Raw genomic sequence first — 17543 nt, forward strand, 5'->3', positions numbered from 1 at the left:
TGACACGAGAAGGGCGCTAGATGAGCGATCTCGGCCATGTCCTGGTGCTGGCAGGCGGCCTGTCCTACGAGCGTGAGGTCTCCCTGCGCTCCGGACGCCGCGTGAGCGACGTGCTCCGGGCCGGCGGGATCGACGTGCAGGTGCGCGACACCGACGCCGGCCTGGTGCCGGCGGTGCTCGCCGATCCGCCGGACGTGGTTTTCGTGACCCTGCACGGCGGCAGCGGCGAGGACGGCGCCATCCGGTCGGTGCTGGAGCTGCTCTCCTTGCCGTACGTCGGCGCCACTCCCGACGCCTGCCGGATCGCCTACGACAAGCCGACCGCCAAGACCGTCGTGCGCTCGGTCGGCGTGCCCACGCCCGAGGCCGTCGTGCTACCCAAGGAGACCTTCCACGACCTCGGCGCGTCCGCCGTGCTCGCCCGCATCATCGAGCGTCTCGGGCTGCCGCTGTTCGTGAAGCCGTCTCGCGGTGGGTCGGCTCTCGGCGGCTCCATCGTCCGCAAGGCCGACGAGTTGCCGGCCGCCATGGTCGGCTGCTTCGCCTACGGGGACACCGCGCTGATCGAGCGGTACGTGGAGGGGGTCGAGGTCGCGGTCTCGGTGATCGACCTCGGTGACGGCCCGGAGGCCCTGCCGCCGGTGGAGATCGTCGCGGACGAAGGCGTCTACGACTACTCGGCCCGCTACACCGCCGGGCACACCGAGTTCTTCGCGCCGGCGCGGCTGCGCCCCGAGGTGGCCGACGCCTGCGCGGAGCTCGCGGTCACCGCGCACCGCGCTCTCGGCCTGCGCGACCTGTCCCGGACCGACATGATCGTCGACGCCGATGGCCGCCCGCACTTCCTGGAGGTGAACGTGGCACCCGGCATGACCGAGACCTCCCTGCTGCCGATGGCCGTCGAGGCCGCCGGCAAGGACCTCGGCGCCATCTGCCACCGTCTGCTCCAGGTCGCACGCGACCGCCGCTGATCCCCCGCCGCACTTTCTCGCCGGCGGGGCCGGGTGCCGCAGCCAGGTGCGGGCGGAACGGGCTTCCGTTCGGCGATCAGTCCTTCAGCATTCCGCGGATGTCGGCGACGAATCGATCGACGTCCTCCGCCGAGGTGTCGAAGGCGGTCATCCAGCGGACGACTCCGGCGGCCGGATCCCAGACGTGGAAGAGATAGCGGTCCTGGAGCTCACTGATCGCCGGTGCGGGCAGCGAGGCGAAGACCGCGTTCGACTCGACCGGCCAGCGGATCCGCAGATCCGGTAGATCATCGATGCCGTCGGCCAGCCGGCGGGCCATCGCGTTGGCGTGGGCGGCGTTGCGCCGCCACAATCCGTCGGTCAACAGCGCGGTGAGCTGAGCCGAGACGAACCGCATCTTCGAGGCGAGCTGGAGCGTTTGGCGGCGCAGGAACCGGCCGGGTTCGGCCAGCTCGGGGCGCAGCATCACGACCGCCTCCCCCGCCAGCGCACCGTTCTTCGTGGCGCCGAAGCTGAGGACGTCCACGCCGGCATCCGTGGTGAGGTCGCGCAGCGAGCAACCGAGGAAGGCCGCCGCGTTGGCCAGCCGGGCGCCGTCCATGTGCAGCAACATGTCGTTGTCGTGCGCGGTCCGGGCCAGCGCGGCGATCTCGTCCGGCGAGTAACAGGTGCCGAGTTCGGTCACCTGCGAGATGGACAGGACGCGCGGCTGGACCTCGCTGATGTTCCCGCGACCGCCGAGCCGTGCCGTGACGTCATCCGGGCTCAGCTTGCCGTCGGCGGTGGGCACCGTGACGAGCTTGACGCCGAGGACGCGTTCGGTGGCGCCGGTCTCATGCGTCGCGATGTGCGCGGTGTCGGCACAGACGACGGCGTCGTAGCGGCGGGTCAGCATCGCCCCGAGGCCCAGCATGTTGGCACCGGTCCCGTTCAGGACGGCCAGACCGGTCGCTGCCGCCCCGAACTCGGCACGGATCCGGCCGGCGAAGTCACTCGTCCAGCGATCGTCCCCATAGGCGGGCGCGTCACCGACATTGGCCGCGCTGATCGCGTCGAGTACCGCCGGATGCGTCCCGGCGTGGTTGTCGCTGGCGAAACTCTTCGGGTAACGGGAGTCGGTCACCCGGTAAGGCTACGCCGCGGCGGATCATCGGCGGGCGTCCCCGGGCATCGACCCGCTTCGACCCGGTCGAAGATCCACCGTCGGCGGCCCTGTGGCTCCTCGACCCTGTGGCTCCTCGGCCACCGGCGACGGCTGCCATGGGCGGTCGGCTCGGCCCGGGAACATCACCGGCGAACCTCACCGCCGCCCTCGATCGCCTGGGCCGGCACGCCCGATCGTGCTGCATGCGGTCACTGTTTCACGTGAAACCGGCCGACTCTTTCGCCCCCGCGGCAAGAACGTCCTCTAGCTGTTTCACGTGAAACCATGACGCTCGGCCGGAAGTCAGTCGTCGAGAACGTTCATGGCCGCGGCGGCTCCAGGAGCCATTGCGCCGATGATGCGCTCAAGGTCGTCCATGGAGGCGAACTCGACGACGATCCGGCCTTTGTGCCGGCCGAGGTCCACCTTCACCCGGGTCTCGAAGTGGTCGGACAGCCGGTGCGCGAGGGTGGCCAGTGCCGGCTCCGGCGCATCCTTCGCCCGCTTCGTCCGCGGCGCGGGAGCGGCGGTCGCCTCACCCATCGAGACGATCTCCTCCACGGTGCGCACCGAGAGGCCTTCGGCCACGATCCGGCCGGCCAGGTGCTCCTGAGCCGCCCCATCGCTGAGCGTCAGCAACGCCCGGGCGTGGCCCGCACTGATGGTGCCGGCCGCCACCCGCAACTGGACGTTGGGCGGGAGGTTGAGCAGGCGGAGGGTGTTGGTGATGTGCGAGCGCGAGCGTCCGATCCGCTGGGCGAGCTGCTCGTGGGTGGCGCCGAAGTCGTCGAGCAGCTGACGGTAGGCCGCCGCCTCCTCCAGCGCGTTGAGCTGCTCCCGCTGCAGGTTCTCGATGAGTGCGTCCCGGAGCAGGTCGTCGTCCTGAGTGCTGCGGACGATCGCCGGAATGACCTCGAGACCCAGGAGCGTGGAGGCACGCCAGCGCCGCTCCCCCATGATCAGCTGATACCGTCCCGGTCCTGATGCCCGGACCACCACCGGCTGCAGCAGGCCGACCTCCCGGATCGAGTCCGCAAGCTCGCTCAGCGCCTCGTCATCGAAGATCTCTCGTGGCTGCCGGGGGTTGGGCACGATGGCCTCCACCGGGATCTCCATGAAGTAGGCGCCCGCGACCGGCACCAGCCGGTCGTCGGCCGGCGCGGCCGGTTCCGGCACGGCCGCCGACGCGGCCGGCCTCTCGACGGCAGGCCCGGTGGGGATCAGGGCTCCCAGTCCCTTCCCCAGTCCACGCCTCTGCTGGGCCACGACTCCTCCTCGCCCGACATCCCACCCGGGAGACCGTCACCATCCCCGGGAGAACGTGCTGATTGCTGCGGATGTACTGATACGCCCGGCGAGCGGACCACTCCACAGGAGGGTACCGCCACCGGCCTCGATCACTCGGTGGTCGCCGCACCCCGGAAGGCGATCTCCCGTGCGGCGTCCATATACGCGAGGGCACCGCTGGATCCCGCGTCGTAGGTGAGCACGGACTGCCCGTAGCTCGGCGCCTCGGACACCCGGACGCTGCGCGGGATCACCGTATTGAGGACCGTCTCCCCGAAGTGCGACCGGACCTCTTCGGCGACCTGGGACGCCAGCCGGGTGCGGCCGTCGTACATGGTGAGCAGGATGGTGGAGACACGTAGTGCCTGATTCAGGTGCACCCGTACCAGTTCCACGTTCTGCAGCAGCTGGCTGACCCCCTCCAGCGCGTAGTACTCGCACTGGATCGGGATCATCACCTCCTCCGCGGCCACCATGGCATTCACGGTGAGCAGCCCGAGGGAGGGCGGGCAGTCGATGAAGATGTAGTCGAGGTCGATGGAGTCGAAGGCCTCCAGCGCCCGCTTCAGCCTGGCCTCCCGGGCCACCAGCGAAACCAGCTCGATCTCCGCGCCGGCCAGGCCGATGGTGGCCGGCGCACAGTAGAGATCAGGCATGTCAGGGACCGGGTTGACGATCTCCTTCAACGGCAGGTCTTCCACCAGAACCTCGTAGACCGACGGGATGTCCCCTCGGTGCTCCACGGACAGCGCGGTGGAGGCGTTCCCCTGCGGGTCGAGGTCCAGCACCAGCACTCGCTGACCGTGCATGGAAAGCCCCGCGGCCAGGTTCACCGCCGTGGTCGTCTTGCCCACCCCGCCCTTCTGGTTGGCGATGGTGATGACGCGGCGTTTCGGCGGCCGGGGCCATTGCCCCTCCCGGCTCGCGGACGAGTAGCCGACGGGGGTGGCGGCCGCCGGCGTGGACGGGGCTGTTTCACGTGAAACCACTGAGCTGAGCGCCTCTCGGACCAGGGGCGAATCGCCGGGACGGGCAGGGGGCTGAGGGGGCAAAGCGGTCGTCCTTTCGGCCGGCGCGGAGACAGCGGCGATCGGCCAGCCAAGACCGGTCGGCCGTCCCGCCGAGCGGGAGACATGACTGCGCGGCCAGCCCAGGCCACCTGCCGTATCCGGCATAACCGTCACCTCTTCCGTCGGCGCCGCGTACCCTGTGCGCTCCGAGCGGGCGGGCGTCCGGCGACCACCCGGACCAGAGTCGCGGGCGGATCGACCATATCGCGCCCGACCACGACAAGTTCGGCGGTCGCCGCCCCATAACGCGGCAATTGGTCGCGCACCTCCGCCAACTCGGCCGCGGCCCGCTCCCCCTTCATCGCCAGCAACTGCCCGTCGACCCGTAGCAACGGCATCGCCCAGGACAGCAGGCGCTCCAGGGGCGCCACGGCCCGCGCGGAGGCGACATCGAACTCGCCACTGCCGGCGATCTCCTCGGCCCGGCCGCGCAGCACCTGCACATTGGCCAGCTTCAGATCCCGGATGCACTCGTCGAGGAAGATCGTCCGGCGGAGCAGCGGCTCCAGCAGCGTCACCTGGAGATCAGGCCGGACGATGGCCAGCACGAGACCTGGCAGGCCGGCGCCCGACCCGATGTCCACCAGCCGGGCGCCCTGCGGAACCGCCTCGGCGACCACCGCGCAGTTGAGCAGGTGGCGGTCCCAGATACGCGGAATCTCTCGTGGGCCGAGCAGCCCGCGCACCACCCCTGGCCCGGCCAGCATCTCGGCGAACGCCTGCGCACGCGGCCAGGCGTCACCGGAAAAGACCTCGCGCGCCACAGCGGGCGCCTGGGGCAGCTCGTCGGTTTCCGCCATCACTCACTCAACTAGAACGGTCACAACATCTTCGCGTAAGAGTAGCCGCCCTGACCGGCGTTCCTCCCGGTGACGCGGCACCTGTGGACGAACGTGCCACGGCGCCGGCCCTCTTGCGGCCCGGCGGTCCCGCCGCCGAACGGGGCCGCACCCAGGCGCTCCGGCGAAAGAGGCACTATGCCAGAGCCACGGCAAGACGGCCGTGATCCCCCGGTCATTTTCCGCCCATGATCGCGACAAGCCGCCAGGTGCGGCGAGCCTGGCGGTGCCAGGAGGGCTACAAAGGAGATGACGCATCGGATCGCCGGTCCGGCCGAGCCGGACCGGCGCAGAACCGAAGGGCCGCCGATCCCGAACGGATCGGCGGCCCTCGTCGTCTCGGCCGGTCCGGCGCACCGGTCAGTGCACCAGGCGGAGGTCATCGTCAATCGCCGGTCGCCCGCGGCTACCGGCCGGTGTTCAGGACGGCAGCACCACGACGTAACGCTCCGGCTCCTCGCCCTCCGACTCGCTGCGCAGCCCGGCCGCGGCCACCGCGTCGTGCACGATCTTGCGCTCGAACGGGGTCATCGGGTGCAGGGACTTGGACTGGCCGGAACGCTTCACGTCCTCCGCGGCCCGCGCCCCGAGCTTGCTCAGCTCGGCCCGGCGGCCCTGCCGGTAGCCCGCCACATCCAGCATCAGCCGGCAGCGTTCCCCGGTGCGGCGGTGCACGGCGAGCCTGGTGAGCTCCTGCAGCGCCTCCAGTACCTCACCACCGGTGCCCACCAGATCGCTGCCCTTGATGTCGACGATGGAGACGACCGCCCGATCGCCCTCCACGTCCATGTCGATGTCGCCGTCGACGTCGGCGATGTCCAGCAGCCCTTCGAGGTAGTCCGCCGCAATCTCGCCCTCCTGTTCGAGGGCGGCGACGTCGGGCGCGGCCGGGGCGGCCTTTTCCTCGTTGACTTCGGTCACGTCCGGACTCTCCTTCACGACAACCGGCTACGACTTCTTGGAACCCGTGCGCTTGCTGCGCGGCTGCCGGGTCGGCTGCTGGCGGACGACCTTCGGCTCCGGCTGCGACTCGGGGGCCGGAGCGTCCTGCGGGGCCTTGGCGGAACGGCTCGGCAGGATCTTGCTCAGCACCCCGGGCTTCGGCTCGGGCTGCACCACATTGCCCTTGGCGTCGACGACCGGCATCGGATGGCGGCTGTAGAACCAGTGTTGCTGACCGAGCGTCCACAGGTTGGTGGTGACCCAGTAAAGGATAAGCCCGAGCGCGAAGTTCAGGCTGAACACCGCGAACAGTGGCGAGATGTACATCAGGATCTTCTGCTGCTGCGCCATCGGGTTGTCCGGCATCTGCGCCATGGACCGGGTGACGCTCTGCCGCACGGTGAGGAAGGTGGTGGCCGAGCTGATCGCGACGAAGATACCGAGCACGATCTTGGTGGCCACCGGGTCGGCGCCGAAGCCCATGATGTCCTTGGCGCTGGTGAAGAAGGTGGCCGGCACCGGCGCGCCGAAGATGTGCGCCGACCGGGCGCTGGCGACCATCGACGGCTCCATGCCGAATCGCGCCTTGTTCTGGGCGATGGCCTGGAGGACGGTGAAGACGGAGATGAAGATCGGGAACTGCGCCACCACCGGGAGGCAGCCACCGAGGGGGTTCGCGCCGCCCTCCTGGTAGACCTTCATGACCTCCTGGTTCATGCGCTGTTTGTCGTTCTTGTAGCGCTTACGGATGTCCTGGATCTTCGGAGCCAGCTCCTGCATCTTGCGCGACGAGCGCATCTGCTTCATGAACAGCGGGAAGATCAGCAGACGCATCAGCACGGTCAGCGTGATGATGGTCAGCGCCCAGTTGAGCCCGTTGTCCGGGGGGATGATGAGGGTGTACGCGTAGTGAATCCAAGCGATCACCGTAGCGACCGCCGTGTACAGCGGCTCCAGGAATGACAGCTCCACCGAGCTAGCTCCCTTGCGTTTCGTCGTGGGACCGGACCGGGCGCGGAGGCACCGGGTCGTAGCCTCCCGGATGGAATGGGTGACAACGCCCGATACGCCTGGCGGTCAGCCAGAGCCCGCGCAGCGCGCCATGCACGGCGATCGCTTCGAGGCCATAGGCACTACATGATGGTTCGAACCGGCATCGCGGCCCGAGAAGGGGGCTGATGAATGCTCGATAGAACCGGATGGGGGCCAGCAGGAGCCGCACGGGCACAGAAGGGGCCGCAGCCCGCTCTGGCGGGCCCGCGGACGCGACGGTAGCCGTCCCGTCCTGCTCCTTCACCCGCGGATCACCGCTGTTCATGCTCGTCCATCCGTAACCGCCGGCGATCGGGGGGTTCGTCCCGGCACCCGGCGCCCGATCAACCGGTCCAGCGCGACGTCGAGCTCGGCGGCGAGTTGCTCGCTGCGCGCCGACGCCGCCGGTGGATTGGCGCGTACAACAAGCAGGCTACCTCCCGGCAGCATGTCGAGCCTGGCCCGCACCAGATGCCGTAGCCGGCGCCTGACCCGGTTGCGCACGACGGCCCCGCCCACCGCCCTGCTCACCACGAAGCCCACCAGGGGGGCATGCCGCGGATCACCGCGGTCGCTCAGGTGGACCACCAGGGTCGGCCGGCCGGCGCGCCTTCCACCGCGGATCGCGGCCGCGAACTCTCCGGCCCGGCGCATACGGGAGTGGGACGGCAGCACGACGGGACCTGCTTTCAGACGGACATGTGCCCGGGCACGGCTATCGCCCGCCGGTCATCATTCCGACGGGCGAGGCGCGTGCACCGGGCGCTCGGCGCTGTCAGGCGGACAGCTCCGCACGGCCCTTGCGGCGGCGGGCGGCGATGATCGCACGGCCGGCCCGCGTGCGCATGCGCAGCCGGAAGCCGTGGGTCTTCGCGCGGCGACGGTTGTTCGGCTGGAAAGTACGCTTGCTCACGAGTGGGCTCCAGGCTTTATCTCACCCGCACACGGTGCGGGCGACTGACACACAGGGCACGGCCTGCCGAGTGGCGCGGGCACGCCGAAGTGGCGTCGCGCGACAAGCCGACCGTCGTACGTTACGGGGCGGGCGCCCCTGAGGTCAAACCGGCGCCCTCGCCGAGACTCGGGCGCCGGCCGGTGCGCCGCGGCCATCACATGCCGCCGGCATCACCCGCCGCGCCCGTCGCCACGCGCCCATCACGCTGAGTTATCCACTAATCCACAGGGTGGTTATCCACCGGCGTCACGTCATCCACAGGATGTGCATCGTGTTGCCCCCAGCCTGCCACTAGGCTGTGGACAACGTCTTCAACAGGGATGTGCACGGTGCTACCGTCGGCCCTTCCGTACCGTCTTTCATATGGTCAACGCACCCGGGCTCCGTGCCGGGCCTGTGGATACCGTGTGGATACGCTGTGGATCGCCGAAGGGAGCCTGCGGACAACGCTGTGGAGAGGGGCGTGCGGGCCCGGCGCCGGGAAGGCGACTCCGGCCGGCGCGACTGTGGATAACTAGCGCGGTGAGCGCACGGGGGCCGCGTAAGGGAGGAGGGCCGACCGATGGACGGTGTCGACCTCGGCCTGTTGTGGACACGAGCGCTCGAGAGCCTCTCCGAAGGTGCCATTCCGCACCAGCAGCGTGTCTGGCTGACCATGACCCGCCCGATCGGCCTGGCCAACGACACGATCATCCTGGTGACGCCCAACGATTTCGCCAAGGATGTCCTGGAGACCAAGCTGCGCACGCCGATCAGCCAGGCGCTGACCCGGCAGTTCGGCCATCCGGTGCGGGTGGCGGTCATCGTGGAGCAGCCGACCGACAACCCGCCGGCGCCCCGGGCCGAAGGTTATCCACAGGGTGTGCAGTCCGGTCATCCCCAAGGTGGACAACAGCAGTTGGGCTATGAACCCCCTGGTAGAGCGAGTTCTGACGGACGTCAGGGCTACGCCGGCTCCGGCTCGTCCACCGCTTATCCACAGGATCGGCCACAGGGGCAGGGTTATCCCCAGGGGTATGGCGGCGGGGAGGATTCCTACGCCGCCGACTCCGGCACCGGTCCTGGTGGTGGACATTCCCCTGGCGGTTACCCACCCGCCGAGGGCTTCGGCGGCCGCCAGGACGACGCGCACCAGGACCGCCGGCCGGCATCGACCGACGGCCGGTCCGCGCGTTTCGCCGGGGAGGACGACGGACGCCAGGCGTTTTCGCGCGGCGACCAGGGGCGGCCGTTCCCCAGGGACGAGGCGGCCAAAGGCTATCCACAGGACGACTCCACGTCCCGCCCCTATCCACCGGCGGACGGGGCACAGCCGTACCCCCGGCACGGCGGGGGCTTCGGCGGGCCGGCGCCGTTCGCCGATCGCCCCGACGACCAGCCCCGGCAGGCCCGCGACGGCTTCGACCGGCCGACGCAGAACCGGTGGGACGCCCGGGGCGGCAAGCCGAGCGAACCGGCCCGGCTGAACCCGAAGTACACCTTCGAGACCTTCGTCATCGGCGCCTCCAACCGCTTCGCGCACGCCGCCGCCGTCGCCGTCGCCGAAGCCCCGGCCAAGGCGTACAACCCGCTGTTCATCTACGGTGACTCGGGCCTGGGGAAGACGCACCTGCTGCACGCGATCGGCCACTACGCCCAGCGTCTCTACGACGGCGCGCGGGTGCGCTACGTGAGCTCGGAGGAGTTCACCAACGACTTCATCAACTCCATCCGCGACCACAAGGCGGACGGCTTCCGGGCCCGTTATCGGGCGGTCGACATCCTGCTGGTGGACGACATCCAGTTCTTGGAGGGCAAGGAGCAGACGCAGGAGGAGTTCTTCCACACCTTCAACACGCTGCACAACGCCAACAAGCAGATCGTCATCTCCAGCGACCGGGCGCCCAAGCAGCTGGTCACCCTGGAGGACCGGCTCCGCAACCGCTTCGAGTGGGGGCTGATCACCGACGTCCAGCCGCCTGAGCTGGAGACGCGGATCGCCATCCTCCGCAAGAAGGCCATCCAGGAGAAGCTGGCCGCGCCGGGTGATGTGCTGGAGTACATCGCCAGCAAGATCTCCACCAATATCCGGGAGCTGGAAGGCGCCCTGATCCGGGTGACCGCCTTCGCCAGCCTCAACCGCCAGTCCGTCGATCTGCAGCTGGCGGAGGTGGTGCTGAAGGACCTCATCACCGAGGACTCCAGCGGGGAGATCACGATCGCCACGATCATGGCCCAGACCTCGGCCTACTTCGGCCTGTCGATCGACGACCTGTGCGGCGGGTCGCGCTCGCGGGTGCTGGTGACGGCCCGGCAGATCGCCATGTACCTGGCCCGGGAACTCACCGATCTCTCGCTGCCGAAGATCGGGCAGCAGTTCGGCGGGCGCGACCACACCACGGTGATGCACGCGGAACGCAAAATCCGTTCCCTGATGGCCGAGCGTCGTTCTATGTACAACCAGGTAACTGAACTGACGAATCGCATCAAACAGAACTCACGAAGCGCTTGATGATCCACAGCCTGTGGATATCTCTGTGGATCAGGGCATAGTTCCGATGAATCGACCAAATCCCCCGCCGACCGACTCACAAGCAAGCGCTCGGCCGGATTCCCGTCTCGTCCCGCCTGTGGACAACTCTGGGGACATCCTGGGGAAGACCTGGGGACAACCGGTGGATGACCTGGGGACGGCCTGTGCGAACGCGCTTCGGTCGACACCTAGGTTGTCTTTTACCCCGTGGATAACCGGTGGAAACATGGTGGATGACCGGTGGATGAAGCCCCCGGAAACTGTGGACGGCCTGTGGGAAACCTTCGGTCATCCCCAGGCGGCGCCGGGTTGTCCACCGCCCACCCACAGGGCCGGTGGACAAAAAATGCCCCCTGACCTGCGGGGACATTAGACTTCCACAGTATCCACACCCCCTACTGAGATGACCTGTATCTCTCTCTACTAAGAACTCAAGACCCATAGAAGGGTTCTGGGCGCTCTCCCTGGCGGGAGGGTGAACACTTGAACCAGCGCCGGTCGGGCCGGGACCAAGGCCGCGACAAGCCACACACCACCCACAGGAGGCGGATCCACGTGATGTTCCGGGTCGACCGAGACGTACTCGCAGAGGCGGTCGCGTGGACCGCCCGCAGCCTGCCCGCCCGGCCCTCGGTGCCGGTGCTCGCCGGCATGCGGCTGGAGGTGACCGAGGAGCACCAGCTCAAGCTCTCCGGCTTCGACTACGAGGTCTCCGCCGAGGTGACGCTGGACCTGCAGACCGGGGACCCCGGCGTGGTGCTCGTCTCCGGGCGGCTGCTCGCCGAGATCACCCGCTCGCTTCCCGCACAGCCTGTGGATTTCGTGGTGGAGGGCGCCAAGGCCGTCGTCACCTGTGGCAGCGCCCGCTTCACCCTGTTGACGATGCCCACCGAGGACTACCCCACGCTGCCCGCCATGCCGCCGGCCGCGGGCCGGGTGGGCAGCGACGTCTTCTCCTCCGCCGTCGCCCAGGTCGCGGTGGCCGCGGGCAAGGACGACACGCTGCCGATGCTCACCGGGGTGCGGATGGAGATCGAGGGCGACACCGTCACCCTCGCCGCCACCGACCGCTACCGCCTGGCGGTCCGCGAGCTGAAGTGGCAGCCCGAGCAGCCGGACATCTCGGCGATCGCGATGATCCCCGGCCGCACCCTCGCCGACACCGCCAAGTCGCTCACCACCGGTGCCGAGGTCGAGATCGCGCTCAGCTCCACCGGCGGCACCGGCGAGGGCATGATCGGCTTCGCCAGCGCGGGGCGGCGTACCACGACCCGCCTGCTCAATCCGGAGTTCCCCAAGTACCGCTCGCTGCTGCCCACCGAGTTCTCCTCGCACGCCGAGATCGCCACGTCGGCGTTCGTGGAGGCCGTCAAGCGCGTCGCGCTGGTGGCCGAGCGCAACACCCCCGTCCGGCTGGCCTTCCGCGGCGGCGAGGTGGTGCTGGAGGCCGGCAGCGGGGACGAGGCGCAGGCCGTGGAGGTGCTGCCGGTCGACTTCGACGGCGAGGAGATCAACATCGCCTTCAACCACCAGTTCCTGCTGGAGGGGCTCGGCGCGATCGACTCCGACGTCGCGCGGCTGCAGTTCACCACCTCGACCAAGCCCGCCATCCTCACCGGTGGAAAGCCGGTGGACGACGGCGGCACCCCCGACTACCGGTACCTCATCATGCCGATTCGCCTGTCGAGCTAGGATCCTCCGCGTCGATCCCGATTGGACGGCCGGTGGCCGGGTACGGGGGCGCGCGGGCGGACAGGGGACGGCGGAGACCTTCACGAGGAGTGGCAGCGATGCAGATCGGCATGGTCGGACTGGGCAAGATGGGCGGCAACATGGCCGAGCGGCTGCGCCGCGCGGGCCATGACGTGGTCGGGTACGACCGTGATCCGAAGGTCAGCGACGTCGGCGACCTGGCCGAGCTGGTCGAGCGGCTGCAGGCGCCGCGCGCGGTGTGGGTGATGGTGCCGTCGGGCGACCCGACCAGGGCCACCGTCAAGGAGCTCGCCGCCCTGCTGTCCGACGGTGACGTGCTGGTGGACGGCGGCAACTCGCATTACCTCGATGACCGGAAGCACAGCGAGGCGCTGGCCGGCCAGGGCATCGGGTTCGTCGACGTCGGGGTCAGCGGCGGCGTCTGGGGCCTGGAGAACGGGTACGCCCTGATGGTCGGTGGCGACCCCCGCCACGTCGAGATGCTCATGCCGGTGTTCCGGTCGCTCAAGCCCGAGGGCGAGGACGGCTTCGTGCACGCCGGCGAGGTCGGTGCCGGCCACTTCGCCAAGATGGTGCACAACGGCATCGAGTACGGCATGATGCAGTCCTTCGCCGAGGGCTGGGAGCTGCTGGAGGCCACCGACATCGTCACCGACGTGGCGGGCACCTTCAAGAGCTGGCGCAGCGGCACCGTCATCCGCTCCTGGCTGCTGGACCTGGTCGCCCGCGCCCTGCAGGAGGATCCGGACCTGTCGGAGCTCAAGGGATACGCCGCCGACTCCGGCGAGGGCCGCTGGACGGTCCAGGCGGGCATCGACCACGCCGTGCCGCTGCCGGCGATCACCGCCGCGCTGTACGCCCGGTTCGCCTCCCGGCAGGAGGATTCGCCCGCGATGAAGATGGTCGCCGCCCTGCGCAACCAGTTCGGCGGTCACGCGGTCTCCGCGGTCCAGGGCCAGCGCGAGAAGGGCGCCGACGCGCCGGGTGCCGACGTGGCCCCGCCGGTCGATCCGCAGGGGTGATGCCGGCGCCGCCGGGGCCGATGTGAACGATCGGGGCGGGGCGTGCCCGTGTTGTCCTAGGGGCGGGCTAACCTTCGTGGGGTGCGTGTCGCCCACCTGTCGCTGACCGACTTCCGGTCCTACCCCGCCGTGGAGCTCGAGCTCGACCCCGGGGTGACCGCGCTGGTCGGGCCGAACGGCCAGGGCAAGACCAACCTCGTCGAGGCGATCGGCTACGTCGCCACGCTCGGCAGCTTCCGGGTGGCCACCGACGCGCCGCTGGTGCGCCAGGGGGCCGCGCGCGCGATCGTCCGCTGCGCGGTGGTCCGCGACGACCGGCGCGCGCTGGTCGAGCTGGAGATCAATCCCGGCCGCGCCAACCGTGCCCGGCTCAACCGGGCGCCGGTGGCCCGGCCGCGGGAGATCCTCGGCCTGCTGCGCACGGTCCTGTTCGCCCCGGAGGATCTCGCGCTGGCCAAGGGCGACCCCGCCGACCGCCGCCGCTTCCTGGACGACCTCCTGGTGGCGCGGGCACCGCGGTTCGCCGGGGTCCGGGCCGACTACGACCGGGTGCTCAAGCAGCGCGGGGCACTGCTGCGCACCGCCGCGCAGGCGCGCGGCGGCCGCCGGCCGGGCACGCGGCGGCAGGAGGCCGAGGCCGGGTTCGCCGCCGCCGGCGCCGGAGACCCGCTCAGCACCCTGGAGGTCTGGGACGCCCACCTGGCCCGGCACGGCGCCGAGCTGCTCGCCGCGCGGCTGGAGCTGGTCGTGGCGCTGCGCCCGCTGGTCGCCAAGGCCTACGCCCTGCTCGCCCCGGCCTCGCCGCCGGCGGACATCGAGTACCGCGGCACCCTGCCCGCCGGTCCGGCCACGGCCGCGGAGCTGGAGCAGGCCCTGCGCGCGGGCCTGCTCGAGGTACGGCGGGCCGAGCTGGAGCGCGGGGTCACCCTGGTCGGCCCGCACCGGGACGATCTCGGGCTCATGCTCGGTGATCTGCCCGCCCGCGGCTATGCCAGCCACGGCGAGTCGTGGTCGTTCGCCCTGGCCCTGCGGCTGGCCGCCTACGACCTGCTGAGGGCGGAGGGCGGCGACCCGGTGCTGATCCTGGACGACGTGTTCGCCGAGCTGGACGCCCGGCGGCGGGCCGCCCTCGCCGACATCGTGGCGCCCGCCGAGCAGGTGCTGATCACCGCGGCCGTGCCCGAGGACGTCCCCGCCCGGCTGGCGGGCGCGCGGTTCGACGTGTCGGAAGGGAGCGTGACCCGTGTCCGATGAGCCGGAATCCCCCGGCGGCCGGTCCGCGGACGGCGTCACGGCACGCGGCGCCGCCCTGGCGCGCGAGAAGCTGGCCCAGGCGAAGGCCGACGCGGCCCGGCGCGGCCGGCTGCCCCGCCGGGAGCCGCGGCGCCGCGGCGCCGCCCGCCGTGACGCCGGCGATCCGCAGCTTTTCGGACGTGCCATCCGGGAGCTGCTCGCCGACCGGGGCTGGGAGCAGCCGGTCGCCGTGGGCGGGGTCTTCGGCCGGTGGCGGGAGATCGTCGGCCCCGACCTGGCCGCGCACACGAAACCGGAGAGCTTCACCGAAGGCGAGGTGGTGGTCACCGCCGACTCCACCGCCTGGGCGACCCAGGTGAGGTTGCTGGCATCGACCCTGGTCAGGCGGCTGAACGAGGAGCTCGGCGACGGTACGGTGCGACGGGTCACGGTGCGCGGCCCGCAGTACGGGCCCCGCCCGGCGGGCGGTCTGCGGGTCACCGGCAGCCGCGGCCCGGGCGACACCTACGGCTGAGCCCGCCCGTCCGGCCGACCGATCGGCGAACCCGGGGCGTCACCCCCGGGGAAACCGGTCAGAATCACGGTGACGGTAGCGACCCCCATCCTCGTGGGGGGGTGCTGACCGGGGTGGTGAACGGACGACAGGCCATCACAGCGGCCGTCAATGCCACCTGATGCGCTCGCGGGCGGTAGAATGAATTCGGATTCCGGACACGTCCGCTGCGAGTCACCCCCGGCTTCGCGCCGATCCCCACGGGTGATCGCATCGAGGCACTCACGACGGTGACGGGCACGGCAGGGCGCCGCAGGTCGGCATCGCCTGCCGCGTGTCCACGGCAGGAGGATTTCGCACTTGTCCTACGACGCTAGCTCTATCACCGTTCTCGAAGGACTTGAGGCGGTTCGTAAGCGCCCCGGCATGTACATCGGCTCGACCGGAGAGCGTGGCCTGCACCACCTCGTCTACGAGATCGTGGACAACTCCGTGGACGAGGCGCTGGCCGGGCACGCCGATCACATCGAGGTGACGCTGCTCGCCGACAACGGCGTGCGGGTCGTCGACAACGGCCGCGGTATCCCGGTCGGCATCGTGCCGGGCGAGCAGCGCCCGGCGGTCGAGGTCGTGCTGACCGTCCTGCACGCGGGCGGCAAGTTCGACAGCAAGTCCTACGCCGTCTCCGGCGGCCTGCACGGCGTCGGCGCCGCGGTGGTGAACGCCCTGTCCAGCCGCCTGGAGGTGGAGGTCAGGACGGAGGGCCACTTCTGGCGGCAGGCGTACGACCGCAGCAAGCCGACCGCGGCGCTGGCCAAGGGCGAGCCGACCGCCGACACCGGCACCACGATCACCTTCTGGGCCGACGAGACCATCTTCGAGACGACCACCTGGAGCTTCGAGACGCTGTCGCGCCGGTTCCAGGAGATGGCGTTCCTCAACAAGGGCCTGACCATGGTCCTGCGCGACGAGCGCCCCGACCACGTCAACGGCGAACCGCGTGAGGTCACCTACCACTACGAGGGCGGCATCTCCGACTTCGTCCGGCACATCAACGGCAAGAAGGAGCCGGTCCACCAATCGGTCATCGACTTCGAGTCCGAGGGCGACGGCATCTCCGTCGAGATCGCCATGCAGTGGAACTCCTCCTACGCCGAGTCGGTGTACACCTTCGCCAACACCATCAACACCGCCGAGGGCGGCACTCACGAGGAAGGCTTCCGCGCCGCGCTGACCAGCATCGTCAACCGCTACGCGCGCGAGCAGAAGTTCCTCAAGGAGGGCAAGGACGACAACCTCACCGGAGACGACATCCGGGAGGGGTTGACCGCGATCATCTCGGTGAAGCTGGCCGACCCGCAGTTCGAGGGGCAGACCAAGACCAAGCTCGGCAACACCGAGGCGAAGTCCTTCGTGCAGAAGGCGTGCAACGACTTCATCCGCGACTGGTTCGACCGCAACCCGGGCGAGGCCAAGGAGATCATCAACAAGTCGCTGCAGGCCTCCCGCGCCCGCATCGCGGCCCGGCAGGCGCGTGACCTCACCCGGCGCAAGTCGCTGCTGGAGGCGGGGTCCGGCCTGCCCGGCAAGCTGGCCGACTGCCAGTGGACCGAGCCGGCCAAGTGCGAGCTCTACATCGTCGAGGGCGACTCGGCGGGTGGTTCGGCCAAGGGCGGGCGTGATCCGAAGTTCCAGGCGATCCTCCCGATCCGCGGCAAGATCCTCAACGTGGAGAAGGCCCGCATCGACCGGGTGCTGAAGAACAACGAGGTCCAGGCGCTGATCACCGCGCTGGGCACCGGGGTGCACGCGGAGTTCGACATCGCCAAGCTCCGCTACCACAAGCTCATCCTGATGGCGGACGCGGACGTGGACGGCCAGCACATCACCACCCTGCTGCTCACCTTGCTGTTCCGCTTCATGCGCCCGCTCATCGAGGCCGGGCATGTCTACCTCTCGCAGCCGCCGCTGTACAAGATCAAGTGGGACCGCAAGGGCGAGGACGCCAGCTACGCCTACAGCGACCGCGAGCGGGACGCCATCATCGAGACCGGCATCCAGCAGGGCCGGCGCGACCCCCGCCTGCACGACGGCGTGCAGCGCTTCAAGGGCCTCGGCGAGATGAACGCCTCCCAGCTGTGGGAGACCACGATGAATCCCGACACGCGGGTCCTGCTGCAGGTCACCCTGGACGACGCCGCCCAGGCGGACGAGATGTTCACGGTGCTGATGGGCGAGGACGTCGAGGCGCGACGGTCGTTCATCATCAGGAACGCACGAGATGTCCGGTTCCTGGACGTGTAACGGCA

Annotated in this window: 16 protein-coding genes; 7 read left to right on the plus strand and 9 right to left on the minus strand. The window is 69.9% G+C overall.

The genetic code is table 11. The features are described 5' to 3' along the window. The first annotated feature begins 20 nt into the window (after nucleotides 1–20). A complete protein-coding gene (locus Sru01_RS27000; protein ID WP_203991178.1) occupies nucleotides 21–971 on the plus strand; it encodes a D-alanine--D-alanine ligase family protein in 951 nt (316 codons plus the stop codon). Between the two features lie 76 nt (nucleotides 972–1047). Here Sru01_RS27000 and Sru01_RS27005 read toward each other — a convergent pair whose 3' ends face one another. The 9 genes from Sru01_RS27005 to rpmH form a co-directional block, all read right to left on the minus strand. Next, entirely contained in the window at nucleotides 1048–2094 is a 1047-nt protein-coding gene (locus tag Sru01_RS27005; RefSeq protein ID WP_203991181.1) for a threonine aldolase family protein, read from the minus strand. A gap of 324 nt (nucleotides 2095–2418) precedes the next feature. Then, nucleotides 2419–3381, minus strand: coding sequence for a ParB/RepB/Spo0J family partition protein (locus Sru01_RS27010; RefSeq protein WP_203991185.1), 963 nt, complete (start codon nucleotides 3379–3381; stop codon nucleotides 2419–2421). A gap of 131 nt (nucleotides 3382–3512) precedes the next feature. Continuing rightward, complete coding sequence (locus Sru01_RS27015) at nucleotides 3513–4391, minus strand: ParA family protein (protein WP_239137769.1); 879 nt, start codon at nucleotides 4389–4391, stop codon at nucleotides 3513–3515. Between the two features lie 191 nt (nucleotides 4392–4582). After that, on the minus strand, nucleotides 4583–5272 hold the full coding sequence (gene rsmG, locus Sru01_RS27020; protein WP_203991191.1) for a 16S rRNA (guanine(527)-N(7))-methyltransferase RsmG: 690 nt from the start codon (nucleotides 5270–5272) through the stop codon (nucleotides 4583–4585). A 459-nt stretch (nucleotides 5273–5731) separates the two neighbouring features. Then, on the minus strand, nucleotides 5732–6232 hold the full coding sequence (locus Sru01_RS27025) for a Jag family protein (protein ID WP_203991194.1): 501 nt from the start codon (nucleotides 6230–6232) through the stop codon (nucleotides 5732–5734). A 27-nt stretch (nucleotides 6233–6259) separates the two neighbouring features. Then, nucleotides 6260–7225 carry a membrane protein insertase YidC gene (gene yidC, locus Sru01_RS27030; RefSeq protein WP_203991195.1) on the minus strand — a complete coding sequence of 322 codons (966 nt, stop codon included), beginning with the start codon at nucleotides 7223–7225 and terminating at the stop codon, nucleotides 6260–6262. A 4-nt stretch (nucleotides 7226–7229) separates the two neighbouring features. Next, complete coding sequence (gene yidD / locus Sru01_RS27035) at nucleotides 7230–7481, minus strand: membrane protein insertion efficiency factor YidD (protein ID WP_239137773.1); 252 nt, start codon at nucleotides 7479–7481, stop codon at nucleotides 7230–7232. Between the two features lie 86 nt (nucleotides 7482–7567). After that, nucleotides 7568–7960, minus strand: a complete 393-nt coding sequence (gene rnpA / locus Sru01_RS27040; RefSeq protein ID WP_203991202.1) for a ribonuclease P protein component — start codon at nucleotides 7958–7960, stop codon at nucleotides 7568–7570. Nucleotides 7961–8060: 100 nt separating this feature from the next. After that, nucleotides 8061–8198, minus strand: a complete 138-nt coding sequence (gene rpmH, locus Sru01_RS27045) for a 50S ribosomal protein L34 (protein WP_203991204.1) — start codon at nucleotides 8196–8198, stop codon at nucleotides 8061–8063. A 604-nt stretch (nucleotides 8199–8802) separates the two neighbouring features. Between rpmH and dnaA the strand changes: the two genes are divergently transcribed. From dnaA to gyrB, 6 genes are all read left to right on the plus strand, one after another. Further along, nucleotides 8803–10731 carry a chromosomal replication initiator protein DnaA gene (dnaA, locus tag Sru01_RS27050; RefSeq protein ID WP_203991206.1) on the plus strand — a complete coding sequence of 643 codons (1929 nt, stop codon included), beginning with the start codon at nucleotides 8803–8805 and terminating at the stop codon, nucleotides 10729–10731. 576 nt (nucleotides 10732–11307) lie between these two features. Continuing rightward, a complete protein-coding gene (gene dnaN, locus Sru01_RS27055; RefSeq protein ID WP_203991208.1) occupies nucleotides 11308–12444 on the plus strand; it encodes a DNA polymerase III subunit beta in 1137 nt (378 codons plus the stop codon). Nucleotides 12445–12476: 32 nt separating this feature from the next. Next, complete coding sequence (gnd, locus tag Sru01_RS27060) at nucleotides 12477–13487, plus strand: phosphogluconate dehydrogenase (NAD(+)-dependent, decarboxylating) (RefSeq protein ID WP_275412215.1); 1011 nt, start codon at nucleotides 12477–12479, stop codon at nucleotides 13485–13487. Between the two features lie 81 nt (nucleotides 13488–13568). Further along, nucleotides 13569–14741: a DNA replication/repair protein RecF gene (gene recF / locus Sru01_RS27065; RefSeq protein ID WP_203991212.1), complete on the plus strand. Its 1173-nt coding sequence runs from the start codon at nucleotides 13569–13571 to the stop codon at nucleotides 14739–14741. Next, nucleotides 14731–15255 carry a DciA family protein gene (locus Sru01_RS27070; RefSeq protein WP_307812086.1) on the plus strand — a complete coding sequence of 175 codons (525 nt, stop codon included), beginning with the start codon at nucleotides 14731–14733 and terminating at the stop codon, nucleotides 15253–15255. The genes recF and Sru01_RS27070 overlap by 11 nt, the downstream gene beginning before the upstream one ends. Nucleotides 15256–15594: 339 nt before the next feature. Further along, a complete protein-coding gene (gene gyrB / locus Sru01_RS27075; protein ID WP_203991214.1) occupies nucleotides 15595–17538 on the plus strand; it encodes a DNA topoisomerase (ATP-hydrolyzing) subunit B in 1944 nt (647 codons plus the stop codon). Nucleotides 17539–17543: the final 5 nt, after the last annotated feature.

Source organism: Sphaerisporangium rufum (assembly GCF_016863395.1).
Taxonomy (GTDB): domain Bacteria; phylum Actinomycetota; class Actinomycetes; order Streptosporangiales; family Streptosporangiaceae; genus Sphaerisporangium; species Sphaerisporangium rufum.